Here is a 15471-nt window from a genome sequence, read left to right as displayed (position 1 = left end):
GGGGCCCGGGCGGGTCCGATTCGCCGTCGTACCTGACCAACGCGTTGGTTCGAGGCCTGAAATCCAACGCGTTGGTCAGGTACGACGCAGAGGACGGCCGGCGGCACGACGCGCAGCGACCGTCGTCGTGTCCACCCACCCTGGCGGCATCTCGATGGTCCAGCGCCGTGGCTCCCCGCGCCGAGCCTCGGCCCTGGCCCAGGCGGCTCGGAGGCGGCTCAGGAAGCGACCGGGAGACGCGAGGTCACCCGCCATCATCGTCACGACCTCGATGCCCGCAGCTCGGGCCCGCTCCTCCCTGTCCAGGTCGCGCCGACGTGCCGAGTCGCTCTCGTGGACGGCGCCGTCGTACTCCCCGGCCACGCCGTCGTCGGCGTCGAACAGGTCCGGAGTGAGCAGGTGCCTCCCCTCGAGATCGAACACCGGCCGGTTGCACAGCGGCCGGGGACGGCGAGCATCGACCCGCCAGAGGACGCGCAGCGTCGACTCCATCGGGGACCACACGTTCTCATCCGCGAGCGACAGTGCGGTGCGGAGCTGTTTGATCCCGGGCCGCGCGGGGAGCCTGGCCACGTACTCACCGAGACCCTCCAGGTCGATGAGGTCTCGCGCCGCTGCCATGTCGATGACCTGGACGGCCCGGTCGAGCGACCATGCTCGCCGCGCCTCGAAGCTGACCGACCGCTCGGCGACGGTGACCGGGAGGCCGTCGACCGCGAGAACGTCGGAGGAGAAGAGCCAGTCCTCCGCGAGCCGTACGCCGGACCTCGGCCTGCACTGCCGGCGGTCGCCGAGCGAGACCGGGACGTCGCGCAACGACCCACGGGCATCGACGCCCGAGGACCACGGCTCCCCCATCCACCACAACGCCGCCCAGCCCGTCACCGCTGCACCGGGGAGACCCGCGATGGCTTCGACGATGCGTTGTGCGGTGTCAGTGGCATCGACCTCCGCCGGCACGTAGAGGCCCTTCGCCACCCGGCGCCAGCCCTTGCCGCGCACCTGCTGCGGCGAGGGCCGCCCGTCCCGGCGCTCGACGTCGGGGCGCACCGGCGCCACGACGCCGGCCCTCGTGATGGTCGGCTCGTCCATGACGACGGTCTGGCCGTTCCGCGGGCCCCGTCGAACCTGCGCCGGCGTCTCTCCACAGACCGCCCGTCGTCGTACCTGACCAACGCGTTGGGTCCGGCTGCGAATCCCAACGCGTTCGTCAGGTACGACGTGAAAAGCACGCCAGGGCCCGACCGGGGAGGGAGGGTGGTCGGGCCCTGGTTGTCCACGCAACTGATGGACAGTGCCTGGACCGAGCCCGGGCGTCGGGAGGGAGCGTGAATCCCGGGCTCGTGTGATTCAACGAGAGGTGGTTCGGCGGGTTACGCCGCTCTCGAGGAACTTTCCAGACCTGTCCATCAGATCAGTTGACCCCCACGATGGGCAAGCGAAGTGCGGCCGGAGCTTGATCGGGTACGACGGGCGCCTTCGGCGCCACCGGCTGGATCGTCCGGTAGGCCTCGCCCGCCGCGGGGCGGGTGTCGGTCTCGCCCTTGTTGGGCCAGTAGGCCATCGCGCGCTCGGCCTGGGCGGTGATCGTCAGCGACGGGTTCACGCCGAGGTTCGCGGAGATGGTCGAGCCGTCGACGATGTGGAGGCCGTCGTACCCGTGGACGCGGTGGAAGGGGTCCACGACGCCGGTCTCCGCCGTCTCGCCGATCGTGCAGCCGCCGATGAAGTGCGCCGTCAGCGGCATGTTGAACGGCTCGCCGATGGTGCCGCCGGCGGTGCCGCCGAGGTGCTCGGCCATCTTGCGGACGGCCTCGTTGGCGACCGGGATCCAGGACGGGTTCGGCTCGCCGTGGCCCTGCCGCGAGGTGAGCCGCCAGCCGAGGCCGGGGATCTTCTTGGGCGAGGTGATGATCGAGTTGTCGACCGTCTGCATGACCAGCGCGATCACGACCCGCTCCGACCAGTGCCGCAGGTCGTAGAGGTTCTTGATGTTGGCCTTCTCGCGCCACATCTCCTTCAGCCAGGTCTTCCACCGCGGGTCCGGGCCGTCGCCGTCGGTGAGCACGGTCTGCATCAGCGACATCGCGTTGGAGCCCTTGCCGTAGCGGACCGGCTCGATGTGGGTGACCTCGTCGGGGTGCCACGAGGAGGTGATCGCGACGCCGCGGGAGTAGTCGGTCGGGTCGTCGGACTTCGCGATGGCGCCGAGGATCGACTCGGAGTTGGTGCGGGTCAGGTGACCGAGCCGGTCCGACAGGCGCGGCAGGTCGCCCTCGGCCTTGAGCTGGTGCAGCAGCTTCTGGGTGCCCAGCGCGGCGGCGGAGAAGACGACGTGCTCGGCGCGGTAGGTCCGCGTGGCGGTACGCCGGGACAGCTTGGCCTTCGTCCAACGGGCGTCGACCTGGTAGCCGCCACCCTCGAGCGGACGCACGCGGGTGACCGTGGTGAGCGGGTGGACGACGGCGCCGTTCTGCTCGGCCAGGTAGAGATAGTTCTTGACCAGGGTGTTCTTGGCGTTGTGCCGGCAGCCGGTCATGCACTCGCCGCAGTTGATGCAGGCGTTCCGCTCGGGACCCGCGCCACCGAAGTACGGGTCCGCGGACCGCTCCCCCGCGGCCTGCGTCGGGCCGCCGAAGAACACGCCGACGGGGGTCGGGTGGAAGGTGTCGCCGGCGCCCATGTCGTCCGCGACGGCCTTCATGACCTCGTCGGCCGGCGTCATCTCGGCGTACTCGACGACGCCGAGCATCCGCTTGGCCTGGTCGTAGTACGGCGCCAGCTCGGTCTTCCAGTCGGTGATGTGCGCCCACGACTTGTCCCGGTAGAACGGGTCGAGCGGCTCGTAGAGGGTGTTGGCGTAGACCAGCGAGCCGCCACCGACGCCCGCACCGGCCAGGATCATGCAGTCACGGACCGCGTCGATGCGCTGGATGCCGTAGCAGCCCGCGGCCGGCGCGAACAGGTAGCGCTTGAGGTCCCAGGAGTTGTCGGCGAAGTCCTTGTCCTCGAACCGCGCACCGGCCTCCAGGACCGCGACCTTGTAGCCCTTCTCGGTCAGCCGCAGCGCGGTGACCGAGCCACCGAAGCCCGAGCCGATGACGACGACGTCGTAGTCGAACTCGGCCATCTCAGGCCTTCCCCAGCTTCTTCATCACCCGCAGGCTGAGCGTCATCAGCTTGGCGTGCGCCTCGGCGGACATGCCGAAGTTCTGGGACACCTTGATGACCCGCTGGGTGGCGACGGTCTGCGACTCGGTGTACCGGTGGATGCCCTCGGCACCCTGGCGCCGGCCCATGCCGGACTCGCGCATGCCGCCCATCGGCGCATCGATGCTGCCGAACGACGAGGCGAACCCCTCGTTGATGTTCACGGTGCCGCACTTGATCTGCTTCGCGAGCTCGCGGCCGCGCTTGCCGTCCTGGGTGTAGATCGAGGCGTTCAGGCCGTACTCACCGTCGTTGGCGCGCGCGATCGCCTCCGCCTCGTCGTGGAAGCGGTAGACGCTCACGACCGGGCCGAAGGTCTCGTGGCCGAAGCAGGTCATCTCCGGCGTGACGCCCTCGAGGATGGTCGGCTCGAAGAAGTACGGCGCCAGGTCGGGCCGCGCGCGGCCGCCGGCCAGCACCGTCGCCCCCTTGGCGCGGGCGTCCTCGACGTGGGCGACCGCCGTGTCGAGCTGGTCCTGGGAGATGAGGGCACCCATGTCGATCGCCCAGTCGTGACCGGCACCCAGGCTCATCGCCTTCGTGCGCGCCACGAAGCGCTCGATGAACCTGTCATAGACCTGGTCGGCCACGAACATCCGCTCGGTCGAGACGCAGAGCTGGCCGGCGTTGGAGAAGCTCGCCCGCACGGCGCCCTCGGCGGCCTTCTCGATGTCGGCGTCGCGCAGCACCAGGATCGGGTTCTTGCCGCCCAGCTCCAGCGAGCAGCCGATCAGCCGGTCGGCGCACTGCTGCGCGATGATCTTGCCGGTGGCGGTGGAGCCGGTGAAGCAGATGTAGTCGGAGCGCTCGATGATCGGCGTACCGAGCTCGCGGCCGGGGCCGGCCACGACGACCCACAGGTCACGCGGGATGCCGGCCTGCTCGAGCATCTCCGCGCCGAGCAGCGCGGTGAGCATGGTCTGAGCGTCCGGCTTGGTGACCACGGCGTTGCCGGCCATCAGCGCGGGGATGCCGTCGGAGATCGCCATCGTGAGCGGGTAGTTCCACGGCGAGATGATGCCGACGACGCCCTTGGGGATCCGGTTGTGGTCCACGCGGGTGAGCAGCGGGACGACGCCGGAGCGGCGCTGGCTGTCGAGGTGCCGGTGACCGGTCCGCGCGTAGTAGCGGGCGGTCAGCGCGACGTGCAGGGCCTCGTCGTACGCGTGCTTGCGGGCCTTGCCGGACTCCAGGGTGATCAGGTCCAGGATCTCGGGGAGCCGCTCCAGCACGATGTCGTGCAGGCGCAGCAGCGCCTCGCTGCGCTGCTCCAGCGGGGTGCGCGCCCACAGGGTCTGGGCGGCGCGCGCCCGGGCGAAGGCCTCGGCGACGTCCTCGCTGCTCGACTGCGGGATCTGCGCGATCGGCGCCCCGTCCAGGGGCGAGGTCAGCGGCAGGCTGCGACCGGTCGTGGAGAGGATCCGGCCCGTCAGCCGGGCGACGTACGACGGCTCGAGGACGTACGTCGCTCGCGGGTCGTGCTCGGGGTCGTGGGGCCCGTCGATCATCGGCTCGGGCCGCGGGTCGGGCACAGGGTTGGACGCGCTCATGGGGCCGAGGGTACTCCCGGTTACCGCCCAGTAGAACCGGTATCGAGGGACAGATGCGACACACTGTCGCGGTTGTCCGGGATAGGTCCTATCCCGGAAGCCGGTCGGCCGAGCCCAGCCGCCACACCGCGGCGCCGCGGAGGCCGAGGTCGTCGGCGAGGGCCGCCCGGAGCCGGTAGGAGCGTGCGTCGGACCACCACAGGACCGTGCCGTCCGACAACGTGGCGGTCCACTTCCCCCGGCGTCGCGCGCCAGTGGGCGGTCGCACCGTCGGCCGCGACCTTCGCCCGCGCCTGCCGCGGGCTGACCGTGTAGCCGCGGGTCGGCGAGGTCCAGGCGTAGCCGTAGCCCGCGACCCCGAGCTGGACCTTGCTCCGCGGGACGACCTGCAGCGCGGCCCGGGTCACCCGTCGCTGCCACGGCAGCGGCCCGATCGGACCCGGTCCGGTCCATCCCGGACCGCTGTAGTCGTAGCCCATCAGGTCGACCACGTCGGCGTACCGGGCGATGCCGCGGAGCCGGTAGCCGCTGTCGACGTAGTCGGCGACAGTCGGGCCGGGGCTGAGGTCGACCGAGACCGTGCGGGCGTCGGGCATCAGCCGCTGCAGCGCGGCCAGGAGCGAGACCAGGCCGGGGCCGTCGGAGCGGCGTACCCGCTCCAGGTCGACGTTGACGCCGTCCCAGCCGTTGCGGCGGACCTGGGCCGCGACGCTCCGCGCGACCGCCGTGATGCGGGCCGGGTGGGAGAGCAGCCGGTGCAGCGCGAGCGGGTCGAAGTCCCCGAGCCGGTTGCTGTAGTTGGACAGCACCACCTCGGCCCGCAGCCCGTCGTGGTGCGCGCGGCGGATCAGGCGGCGCATGGCGTCCGTCGTACCGCTCACGCCGGCGCCGTCCGGGTGCAGCATCAGCGCCGCCACCGCGATGTCGGTCAGCCCGGGGGCGTTGGCGTCGACCGCCGCGTTGCCGGTGTCCTCGAGGATCCAGCCGGTGACGTGCAAGCCGTCCGGCGGGGCGGCGGTCGCCGTCGACGCCGAGGCGAGCAGGACGACGAGCGCGGCGGTGGCGATGCGAAGGAGGCGCATCGCCCCATCCTCACATCGGCGGCGCGGAGAGGTAGACCGACTTGAGCTCGGTGTACTGCGCGAGCCCCTCGGGCCCGAACTCGCGCCCCAGCCCCGACGCCTTGTAGCCGCCGAAGGGGGCGGCGAAGTCCATCGTGTAGGTGTTGACGCCGTAGGTGCCGGTGCGGACCCGGCGCGCGACGTCGACGCCGGCATCCTGGTCGGCGGTCCAGACGGTGCCGGCCAGGCCGTAGTCGGAGTCGTTGGCGATGCGCACGGCGTCCGCGACGTCGACGTACGGGATGACCGAGAGGACCGGGCCGAAGATCTCCTCCTGCGCGATCCGCATCCGGTTGTCGACACCGGCGAACACGGTGGGCCGCACGTACCAGCCCCTGTCCAGGCCGGAGGGCATGCCGGGGCCGCCGGTCAGCAGCTTCGCGCCCTCCTGCTCCCCGATCGAGATGTACGACGCCACCCGCTCCTGCTGCCGCCGCGCGACCATCGGGCCGATCTCGGTCGCGGGATCCATCGGGTCGCCGACCACCATGGCGCCGATCGCGTCGGCGAGCGCGCCGGCGACCTCGTCGTGCCGCTCGCGGCTGACCAGGACCCGGGTCTGCGCCACGCAGGCCTGGCCGGAGTTCATGACGCCGAGGAACTTCATGCCCTCGACCACGGTCGTCAGGTCGGCGTCGTCGAGCACGATCGCCGCCGACTTGCCGCCGAGCTCGAGGGAGACCCGCTTGAGCTGCTCGCCGCAGATGGCGCCGATCTTGCGGCCCGCGGCGGTGGAGCCGGTGAACGCGACCTTGTCGACGCCGGGGTGGCGCACCAGGTGCTCGCCGACCTCACGACCACCGGCCACGATCGACACCACGCCCTCGGGCACGCCGGCCTCGATCAGCAGCTCCGCCAGGAGGTAGCCGTCCAGCGGGGTCTCCGGCGCGGGCTTCACGACGACCGTGCACCCGGCGAGCAGCGCGGGGATCAGCTTGGAGAGCACCGTGAACTGCGGGACGTTCCACGGCGGGATGGCCGCGACCACCCCGACCGGCTCGTGCCGCACCAGCACGTCGCCGCCCAGCGCCCCGGGCCGGGTGGACTCCCACGGGAACTCCCGGGCGATGGTCAGGAACGCCTCGATCTGCATCCACGGCGCCGGCGCCTGCGCGAGGCTCGAGAAGGAGATCGGCGAGCCCATCTCGGTCGAGATGATGCGGGCCATGTCGTCGAGCCGGGCGGCGTAGAGCGCCGACAGGCTCTCGATCACCGAGATCCGCTCGGCCGGGCTCATCCGCGGCCACGGACCCTCGTCGAAGGCCTTGCGGGCTGCGGCGACCGCGGCGTCGATGTCGGCGGGCGACCCCTCGGGCACCCTCGCCACGACCTCCTCGGAGTGCGGGCTGACCACCTCCAGCACCGCGTCGGTGGCGGGCCTGGCCCACGTCGTACCGATGAAGAGTGCGTCTCTGTCCATGGTCGATCCTTTCGGGTCGTCAGGTTGAGCGGTGCGGAAAGCGCCCCGCGCAACCTGACGACCGCAACGGTTTCAGGGGGCGAGGGTGAACCAGTTTTGGAAGCCGGAGGCGTCGTGGCGGCCGAGGGCGCCGTGCTCGAACAGCCCCCACCCCTGCGACCCCTCCGGTACGCCGGCGCCGGGACCGTGCACGGTGGCGGATCCGACGTGGTCGATGACCCCGAACATGACCCGTCCGGCGACGGCCGGGTCGTTCATGTCGTAGGTGAGCCGCTCGGTGAACGCGGGCCCCTTCCAGACGCCGTGCGCCCAGTCGGAGTCGCCGCCGTACCCGCCGCCGACGTGGATCGGGACCGGCAGGTGGGAGGCGACCTCGAAGCGCACCTCCTCACCGCGGGGCGTGGTGCAGTGCAGCGTCGCACCGGTCGGCACCCGCGTGCCGGAGGCGTAGCGGATCGACACCCGCGGCCAGCCGAGCTGCTCGACCCGGCCGTCCTTCCAGACCCGGGTGCAGTCGTTGACCGTGCGGTAGCCGTCCGGAGTCTCCTGGATGATCACGCACAGGCAGAACTCCTCGAACGCGATCGGCACGTAGAGCCACCACATCCCGTCGAACGGCGGGTCCGCGGGCTTGCCCGGCGGGAGCGCCTCGCCCTGGGGACGGATGCCCCAGGAGCGGTCGCGCGAGCCGATCCAGGTGTCGGGCGAGACGGCGATGTCCTCGCCGTCGAGGTGGATCGTGCCCTCCCAGGACCCGACCTGGGCGAACCGCTGCGCGTCCAGCACGGTCCCGGTGCCCTGGCGCATCACGTGCGGCAGCTCCTGGATCGGCGGGAACAGCCCGCGCCAGGTGAGGTCGAGGCCGATGCCCTCGGTCTCGTCGAGCACGACCCGCAGCTGCTTCAGCGGCTCGGCGACCTCGATCCGGTAGCCGCCGACGGAGTGCGACATCCGGTCCGCGCCGCGCGGGTCAGCGGCGTCGGAGAGGTGCACGGCGGTCTGGGTGTCCCCGCGCCGGATGAGCACGAAGGCGTCCTTGGTGCCGAGGTTCGGGTAGAAGCCCATCCCCGAGATCAGGAAGATGTCGCCGGTCCGGTCGTGGCAGTTGAGGTAGGAGCGGTCGTAGAAGTTCCGGTCCGTGCTGCCCGACCACACCACCGGCCGCGGGAGCTGGTGGATGGGGTACTCGTCGAGCGGCCCGAGGCCGACGTACTCACCGTGCAGGCCGCCCTCGCTGCCCGCCGCCCCGCTCCAGGTCATGCGCCGACCTCCGCGAGGAGCTGGTCGATGAGGGGCTTGCAGTGGAAGAGCGTCTCGACGTCGTCTGGGCGCTCGATCTCGCCGAACCGGATCTGCCGGGTGCCGGTGCGCATGAAGACCACGCACCAGATCACCCCGTTGTAGAGGTGGTACCAGGTGAGGTCGCCGAGGGTCGCCCCCGTCGCCTCCGCGTACGCCGCCCGCACGTCCTCCTCGCGCAGGAAGTCCGGCATGCCGGGCAGCTCGAAGACGGCCGCGATGGACTGGAACACCCGGTGTGCGAACACCAGCCAGGACACGTCCATCTCGCGCGGGCCGAGGGTCGCCATCTCCCAGTCGAGGACCGCGGCCGGCTCGAAGTCCTGGTAGAGCACGTTGCCGATCCGCGCGTCGCCCCAGCACAGCACGCCCTCATCGGTGGCGGGCAGGTTCGCCTCGAGCCAGTCGAGCGCCCGCTCGACGGTGGGCGAGCTGCCGATCTCGGGGGCGGCCCACTCGTACCAGCCGCGCAGGTGCGCGAGGTTGCGGCCCAACAGGGTGCCGCCCGGCTCGGCCGGCGCCAGGAAGCCGAACGGCTCGGCGGGCAGCGCATGCAGCCGTGCGAGGACCCCGACGGTGCTGTCCTGCAGCCGCCGCTTCTCCTCGTCGGTCGCGTCGAAGAGCCAGTTGTCGCCGAACGGGTACGGCATCACGTCCGGTGGTACGACGCCGGGGACCCGGTCCATCAGGAAGAACGGCGAGCCGATGACCTCGCCGGTCGGCTCGAGCCAGCGCACGCCCGGCACGGGCACGTCGGACCGCTCGCCGACGAGCCGGATCACGTCGTACTGCGCGCGCAGGTCGTAGGCCTGGAACACGGGCACGTCCTCGGCGGCGGGCGCCACCCGGGCGACGTACTCCCCGATCCGCGGCTCGCCGCCCTCCATCCAGGCGACGTCGAGGACGACGGTCTCGGAGGACATGCCGTTGGCGTCGATGCCGGCATGGATCGTCACGCGCGGCCCCGAGCCGTCCGGGAGCTGGGTCGCCAGCCACTCCTCGAGCCGGCCGGTGAGGGCGTCGACGTCGCGGCTGGAGCGCTGTAGGTGGAAGTCGGGGGCGGTCACCCGCTCAGCCTGTTAGAACACGTTCTAGTTGTCAACGAGAACGTGCGAACCCACGGCGACCGGGATCGTCTCGTAGCCGCGCAGCACCCGCGTGGCCCGGCGCTCGGGCGTTCCCGTGACGCGGAGGTCGGGGTACCGCTCGTAGAGCAGCCGCAGCGCGGTGGCGGCCTCGAGCCGGGCGAGGCTCGCTCCGATGCAGTAGTGGACCCCCGCCGAGAACGCGAGGTGCTCGGAGGCGTTGGCCCGGGTGACGTCGAAGCGGTGCGGGTCGGCGAAGACCGCGGGGTCGCGGTTGGCTCCACCGATGACGACGAGGGTGGGCGTCCCCTGTCGCAGCGGTACGCCGGCCACGACCGTGTCGCGTCGCGCGACCCGCATCGTCATCTGGACCGGCGGGTCGAACCGCAGCGTCTCGTCGACCGCGTTCGCCCACCCGTCCGGGTCGGCCAGCAGGCCGCGCAGCTGGTCCGGCTCGCGGTCCAGGTGAACCACGGCGTTGCCGATCAGGTTGACCGTCGTCTCGAAGCCGGCGCCCAGGACGAGCAGCCCGAGCTGGTGCAGCTCGACGTCGTCCAGCGGGTCCTCCGCGCCTGAGGTGATGATCTGGCTGAGCAGGTCCTCGCCGGGCTCGCGGCGGAGCCGCTGGACGTGGTCGGCGAACATCGCGTGCAGCTCGCGCATCGCGGCCTCGGCGGCCCGGTACTGCCGGAAGGTCAGGGCCGGGTCGAGGGTCGTCGCCGCGAGGTTGCCCAGCGCCAGCACCCGCTCGCGATGCTCCTCGGGCACGCCGAGCAGCTCGGAGATGACGACGACGGGCAGCAGCGCGGCGTACCTCTCCACGAGGTCGAAGCTCTCCTGCCCCTCCAGCTCGTCGAGCAGCCGTACGGCGACGTCCTCGACCCGGTCGACCATCCGGCCGACCTTGCGGGCGGTGAACGCGCGCGCGACCTGCTGGCGGTAGCGGCTGTGCTCGGGCGGATCGACCGCGAGCATCGACGGCGGGTCCAGCGGACCCATGACGTCGGGCTCGGAGATCCGGGCGAGCAGGCGTCGCATCGGCGTCGGCAGCTCGCCGTGACCGCCGCCGACGCCGAAGTCGTCGCCGCGCAGGATCTCGTTGCACGCCTCGTGACCCACGGCCGCGGCGATCGGGCCGCTGACCACGACCGGCCCCTGGCGCCGCAGCCCCTCGAAGCCGGGCACCGGATCGCGGTGCAGCTCGGGATCGATGGACAGCCGCGCGGCGAGCGATCCGCGCCGGGCCCCCAGCCGGATCATCGTGCGGCCGAAGCCGAAGCCGAGTGCCCACCGGCCCCAGCTCCGCGCCTCGGCACCGGCCCGGGCGCCGAGGTCACGCGGCGACATGGGCCGTCCCCGGCGTACCGCCGTCGGCGCTCAGGTAGGCGTAGCGCTCCAGGATCCGGCGTACGCCGCCGAAGCGCTGGTCGATCCGCCGCCGCTGCTCGTCGAGGACGGCCTCCGGCAGGCTGGGGTCGACCTGGGCGTCGCGCGCCAGCTCCCAGCGGTAGCGCAGCATGGCCAGCATCGCGGCCCGGTCGCCGAAGAGGTCGGCGTACTCCTCGCTCCACGGCAGCGGCCCGTCGCTGTGGGCCAGCTCGGTCTCGAGCTGACGCAGCACCTGCCACCGGCGGTGGGTCTCGTTCCATCCCATGACGTTCTCCTCTCGGCGGCCGGCGCGGTGCCGGATCGATGACTCGACGCTAGGTGCGGGGAGAGGTCTCCAGCATCGCCCCGTGGGCCGCATCGGGCGTCCTACCGTGGGAGGAGATCGGACGCCCTCCACGGAAGGATGCCGACCGCCTGCGGGCGGACCTACGCTGTCGTCATGCTGGACAGGGGCCTGGCGATGGGCACGCGGTGGAAGCGCCGCATCGAGACGCACTGCCTCGCCCACGGCATCTCCTACCCGTGGTACGTCCCGGTGCTGACGTCGGTCGCGACCTTCGTCTGCGCGGTGGTGGCGCTGAGCATGCGCGACGCCCTGTGGCCGCTGAACCCGCTGTCGGTGGTGCTGGTGCTGGTCCCGGCCGCCGGGGCGATCCAGCTCGGCTTCGGCGTCTGGCTCCCCTGGTACGTCGACGTCCTCGGCCCGGTCACCGGTGCCGCGCTCCTGCTCGCGACCCCGACCAGCACCCACCTCCCCGGACTGGACGCCGTCCCGGTGCTGCTGATGTGCGTCACCGGCGAGTCCACCGGCCGCGACGGGGTCCGCCCCGGCACGGCCGTCGCGCTCGTCTGCGCCACCGTGCTGTCGGTCCACGCCGCGCTCACCGACCCGGCCGTGCTGCCGTTCCAGCTGCTCACCCTGCTGCTGGGGTACGTCGTCGGCGCGATGATCCTGTGGCAGGGCCGTGCCCTCGCGGCCGAGCGGATCGCGCGCGAGCAGGCCTGGCAGCAGGCCACGATGGCCGAGCGGCAGCGGATCGCCCGCGACATCCACGACCTCGTCGCGCACTCGCTGAGCGTGACGATGCTGCACCTGACCGGTGCCCGGCACGCGCTGCGCGACCTCGGCGCGGCCGCATCGCCCGCCGATGTCGCCCAGACCGCGGGCGAGGTCGACGCCGCGCTCGCCGACGCGGAGGCGGTGGGCCGGCAGGCGATGACCGACATCCGGGCGACCGTCAGCACGCTGGCGTCGGGGCCGAGTCCCCTGACGCCGCTGCCGGATGCCACCGGGATCGCCGGGCTGGTCGACCAGTTCCGCGCGGCCGGTCTCGTGGTCGCCTACGAGGAGCGCGGCGACCTGTCCCGGCTGCCGGAGCCGACCGGCCTCGGGTTGTTCCGGATCGCCCAGGAGTCGCTGAGCAACGCGGTCAAGCACGCGCCCGGTGCGCCGGTGTCGATGCGGGTCGCGGTCTCGGACCGCCAGGTGCGGCTGTCGGTGCGCAACCCCGCCCCGGCCGGGCGTCGGCCCGGCGTCGGCTCGGGGCTGGCCGGGATGCACACCCGCGCCGAGCAGCTCGGGGCGACGCTGTCGGTCGGAGGGCGCGACGACGGCTGGACCGTCGACCTGCGGCTGCCCGTCGGCCGCGGCGGCCTGCGGTGCCCGGTCGACCTGCTCACCGGCGTACCGGCGGAGGCGCAGTGACGCCGGTCGGCGCCGTCGGCCCGGTCGGTGTGGTGCTGGTCGACGACCAGGAGCTGGTCCGCTCGGGGCTGCGCCGGATCCTGCGCCGCCGCGACGGCTTCGAGATCCTCGCGGAGTGCGCGGACGGCGCCGCGCTGCCCTCGGTCGTGGACGAGCTCGGGTCTGCGATCGACGTGGTGCTGATGGACCTGCGGATGCGCGAGGTCGACGGCATCTCCGCGATCGAGACGCTGCAGCAGCGGGCTGACCCGCCGCCCGCGCTCGTCCTCACCACCTTCGACGACGACGAGCTGCTGTCCGGCGCGCTCCGTGCGGGCGCGGCCGGGTTCCTGCTCAAGGACTCCCCCGCCGACGACCTGATCCGGGCCGTGCGCACCGTGGCCGCGGGCGGCTCGTGGCTGGACCCGGCCGTGACCGGGCGGGTGCTGGCGGCGTACCGCTCGACGCCGGTCGCGCGCCCCACCCCCGCCGTCGACGCGCTCACCGACCGGGAGGTCGAGGTGCTCCGCGCCATCGCGGCCGGCCGCACCAACGGCGAGATCGCCGGCGACCTGTTCATCTCCGAGCTCACCGTGAAGAGCCACGTGGGCCGGATCTTCAGCAAGCTCGGTCTGCGGGACCGCCCCGCCGCCATCGTGTACGCCTACGACCACGGGCTGGCCGGCTGACAGCTGCGGTCAGGACGTCTTGGTCGCACCTTCACGGAACTGCAGCGCCACCGCTCGTGCTCGGTCGTCGCTCCCGGCAGGAACGAAGACCATTCCCATCGTCGACGCGTCGCTCCAGACGCACACGCGATACCCCCGGGCGATGGCTGGGGGCGCAATGCCGCATGACATCGAGCCACCGAGGTGACCGGCATCGACCGACGACGGCTGGTCCACCTCGGCACCGCGCATCATCTCTCGCGCAGCTTCGGAGGTGCTGTGACGAGCCTCGGCCAGAGAGCCACCGGCCAGGTTGACTCCGAAGAGTACGACGGTAGAACGTCCGTGGACGGTGTAGACACCGATCTGCGGATGGAGTCCGTCGCGCTCCAGGTCGAGCCTTCCCGCGGACATGCGCAGCTGCCTCTCCTTCGCGGGTGGGATCTTCGCTCGTGCCCAGGGCCCGACCTGCGCTGGCAGCACGATCCGGTAGTCGGCCTGACCGCTGACCTCTGCACGGGCCCCATCGACCAAGCCGGGAAGGACGGAGGCGAAGCAGTACCACAGCGCGGTGATCCCGACCGACGCTCCGGCGAGCGTCCACACCGGCCAGCGTTGACCCGTCATCCGCGACGCCACGAAGAAGACGGCCACCGGCGGGACGATGCCTCCTGGTAGGACCTGCCCGATGAGCCTCGCCGTCGGAAGGTCCGAGGATCGCGACAGGTGCACCGTCAGCAGGATCGCGAGGTCTGCGACGACGAGGGCGGTCGCCGTGGAGGCGTAGATCGCCCTGCCACGGTCCGTCAACCGCCCCCAGTCATCCAGCACGACGGAAGCGTAAGTGCTGCGATCGGCGTGCCGGACCTGATTCGGTGAACGCGCCTCAGCAGCCGGAGCCCGACTCCACGACCTCGACCCGCTGGAACTCCTTGAGCTCGGTGTAGCCCGTGGTGGCCATCGAGCGCTTCAGCGCGCCGACCAGGTTCATCGTGCCGTCGGCGACCCGGGACGGGCCGAACAGGATCTCCTCGAGGGTGCCGACCTGCTCGAACTGCACCCGCCGGCCGCGCGGCAGGTCGGCGTGGTGGGCCTCGGTGCCCCAGTGGAAGCCGTGGCCGGGGGCGTCGGTCGCGCGGGCGAACGGCGAGCCCACCATGACCGCGTCGGCGCCGCAGGCGATCGCCTTGGCGAGGTCCCCCGAGGTGCCGATGGAGCCGTCGGCGATGACGTGGACGTAGCGGCCGCCGGACTCGTCGAGGTAGTCGCGGCGGGCGGCGGCGACGTCGGCGACCGCCGACGCCATGGGTACGGCGATGCCCAGCACCGTCCGCGTGGTGTGCGCGGCGCCCCCGCCGAACCCGACCAGCACGCCGGCGGCGCCGGTGCGCATCAGGTGCAGCGCGGCCTGGTGGGTGGCGCAGCCGCCGACGATGACGGGCACGTCGAGCTCGTAGATGAACTCCTTGAGGTTCAGCGGCTCGGCCTGGCTGGAGACGTGCTCGGCCGACACCGTGGTGCCGCGGATGACGAACATGTCGACGCCCGCGTCCACGACGGTCTTGGCGAACTCCTTGGTCCGCTGCGGGCTCAGCGAGCCGGCCACCGTCACGCCGGCGTCGCGGACGAACCGCAGCCGCTCGGTGATCAGCTCGGCACGGATCGGCTCGGTGTAGATCTCCTGCAGCCGGCGGGTCGCCTCGACGCCCTCGAGCTCGGCGACCTCCGCGAGGAGGGGCGTCGGGTCGTCGTACCGCGTCCAGAGGCCCTCGAGGTTCAAGACGCCCAGGCCGCCGTGCCGGCCGAACGCGACGGCGGTCTCCGGCGACATCACCGAGTCCATCGGCGCCGCCAGGATCGGCAGCTCGAAGCGGTAGGCGTCGATCTGCCAGTCCGTCGAGACCTCCTCCGGGTCGCGCGTGCGCCGTGACGGCACGATCGCGATGTCGTCGAAGGAGTAGGCGCGGCGGGCCCGCTTGGCACGGCCGATCTCGATCTCACTCACCCCGGGATCCTATCGACACACACTCCCGACCTCGGAACGA

The 15471-nt window shown here is 72.1% G+C and carries 13 protein-coding genes; 2 read left to right on the top strand and 11 right to left on the bottom strand.

Annotation, left to right across the window (positions count from 1 at the left end; genetic code table 11):
* Window positions 1-75: 75 nt before the first annotated feature.
* From ACYU8V_RS20160 to ACYU8V_RS20120, 9 genes are all read right to left on the bottom strand, one after another.
* Entirely contained in the window at window positions 76-1092 is a 1017-nt protein-coding gene (locus tag ACYU8V_RS20160; protein ID WP_460849922.1) for a hypothetical protein, read from the bottom strand.
* A 322-nt stretch (window positions 1093-1414) separates the two neighbouring features.
* Window positions 1415-3130, bottom strand: coding sequence for a GMC oxidoreductase (locus ACYU8V_RS20155; RefSeq protein ID WP_460849921.1), 1716 nt, complete (start codon window positions 3128-3130; stop codon window positions 1415-1417).
* A 1-nt stretch (window position 3131) separates the two neighbouring features.
* Window positions 3132-4760 carry a succinic semialdehyde dehydrogenase gene (locus tag ACYU8V_RS20150; RefSeq protein ID WP_460849920.1) on the bottom strand — a complete coding sequence of 543 codons (1629 nt, stop codon included), beginning with the start codon at window positions 4758-4760 and terminating at the stop codon, window positions 3132-3134.
* A 20-nt stretch (window positions 4761-4780) separates the two neighbouring features.
* On the bottom strand, window positions 4781-5842 hold the full coding sequence (locus ACYU8V_RS20145; protein WP_460849918.1) for a glycosyl hydrolase family 18 protein: 1062 nt from the start codon (window positions 5840-5842) through the stop codon (window positions 4781-4783).
* Window positions 5843-5852: 10 nt separating this feature from the next.
* A complete protein-coding gene (locus ACYU8V_RS20140) occupies window positions 5853-7301 on the bottom strand; it encodes an aldehyde dehydrogenase (RefSeq protein ID WP_460849916.1) in 1449 nt (482 codons plus the stop codon).
* 72 nt (window positions 7302-7373) lie between these two features.
* Window positions 7374-8561, bottom strand: coding sequence for a hypothetical protein (locus tag ACYU8V_RS20135; protein ID WP_460849914.1), 1188 nt, complete (start codon window positions 8559-8561; stop codon window positions 7374-7376).
* A complete protein-coding gene (locus ACYU8V_RS20130; RefSeq protein ID WP_460849912.1) occupies window positions 8558-9667 on the bottom strand; it encodes a phosphotransferase family protein in 1110 nt (369 codons plus the stop codon). The genes ACYU8V_RS20135 and ACYU8V_RS20130 overlap by 4 nt, the downstream gene beginning before the upstream one ends.
* A gap of 24 nt (window positions 9668-9691) precedes the next feature.
* On the bottom strand, window positions 9692-11032 hold the full coding sequence (locus ACYU8V_RS20125; RefSeq protein ID WP_460849910.1) for a cytochrome P450: 1341 nt from the start codon (window positions 11030-11032) through the stop codon (window positions 9692-9694).
* The gene (locus ACYU8V_RS20120) at window positions 11019-11339 is read right to left on the bottom strand and encodes a hypothetical protein (RefSeq protein WP_460849909.1); all 321 of its coding nucleotides are present in this window, start codon (window positions 11337-11339) and stop codon (window positions 11019-11021) included. Before ACYU8V_RS20120 ends, ACYU8V_RS20125 begins: the two co-directional genes overlap by 14 nt.
* Before the next feature lie 174 nt (window positions 11340-11513).
* On the opposite strand from ACYU8V_RS20120, the gene ACYU8V_RS20115 reads away from it, so the two are divergent.
* Window positions 11514-12779, top strand: a complete 1266-nt coding sequence (locus tag ACYU8V_RS20115; protein ID WP_460849907.1) for a sensor histidine kinase — start codon at window positions 11514-11516, stop codon at window positions 12777-12779.
* On the top strand, window positions 12776-13447 hold the full coding sequence (locus ACYU8V_RS20110) for a response regulator transcription factor (protein WP_460849906.1): 672 nt from the start codon (window positions 12776-12778) through the stop codon (window positions 13445-13447). Before ACYU8V_RS20115 ends, ACYU8V_RS20110 begins: the two co-directional genes overlap by 4 nt.
* A 9-nt stretch (window positions 13448-13456) precedes the next feature.
* Here the strand turns inward: ACYU8V_RS20110 and ACYU8V_RS20105 are convergent, their stop codons facing one another.
* Both ACYU8V_RS20105 and ACYU8V_RS20100 read right to left on the bottom strand, forming a co-directional pair.
* Complete coding sequence (locus ACYU8V_RS20105; protein WP_460849905.1) at window positions 13457-14257, bottom strand: hypothetical protein; 801 nt, start codon at window positions 14255-14257, stop codon at window positions 13457-13459.
* A gap of 55 nt (window positions 14258-14312) precedes the next feature.
* Window positions 14313-15431 carry a GuaB3 family IMP dehydrogenase-related protein gene (locus ACYU8V_RS20100; RefSeq protein WP_460849904.1) on the bottom strand — a complete coding sequence of 373 codons (1119 nt, stop codon included), beginning with the start codon at window positions 15429-15431 and terminating at the stop codon, window positions 14313-14315.
* Between the last annotated feature and the right edge of the window lie 40 nt (window positions 15432-15471).

This window comes from Nocardioides ultimimeridianus (assembly GCF_054777895.1).
The sequence above is the reverse complement of the archived record's forward strand: the minus strand, read 5'-3'. Positions and strand labels throughout refer to the sequence as shown.

Coding starts and splice junctions, on each gene's coding strand:
- ACYU8V_RS20160 (WP_460849922.1), bottom strand. CDS start 1,092: ATGGACGAGCCGACCATCACGAGGGCCGGCGTCGTGGCGCCGGTGCGC.
- ACYU8V_RS20155 (WP_460849921.1), bottom strand. CDS start 3,130: ATGGCCGAGTTCGACTACGACGTCGTCGTCATCGGCTCGGGCTTCGGT.
- ACYU8V_RS20150 (WP_460849920.1), bottom strand. CDS start 4,760: ATGAGCGCGTCCAACCCTGTGCCCGACCCGCGGCCCGAGCCGATGATC.
- ACYU8V_RS20145 (WP_460849918.1), bottom strand. CDS start 5,842: ATGCGCCTCCTTCGCATCGCCACCGCCGCGCTCGTCGTCCTGCTCGCC.
- ACYU8V_RS20140 (WP_460849916.1), bottom strand. CDS start 7,301: ATGGACAGAGACGCACTCTTCATCGGTACGACGTGGGCCAGGCCCGCC.
- ACYU8V_RS20135 (WP_460849914.1), bottom strand. CDS start 8,561: ATGACCTGGAGCGGGGCGGCGGGCAGCGAGGGCGGCCTGCACGGTGAG.
- ACYU8V_RS20125 (WP_460849910.1), bottom strand. CDS start 11,032: ATGTCGCCGCGTGACCTCGGCGCCCGGGCCGGTGCCGAGGCGCGGAGC.
- ACYU8V_RS20120 (WP_460849909.1), bottom strand. CDS start 11,339: ATGGGATGGAACGAGACCCACCGCCGGTGGCAGGTGCTGCGTCAGCTC.
- ACYU8V_RS20115 (WP_460849907.1), top strand. CDS start 11,514: ATGCTGGACAGGGGCCTGGCGATGGGCACGCGGTGGAAGCGCCGCATC.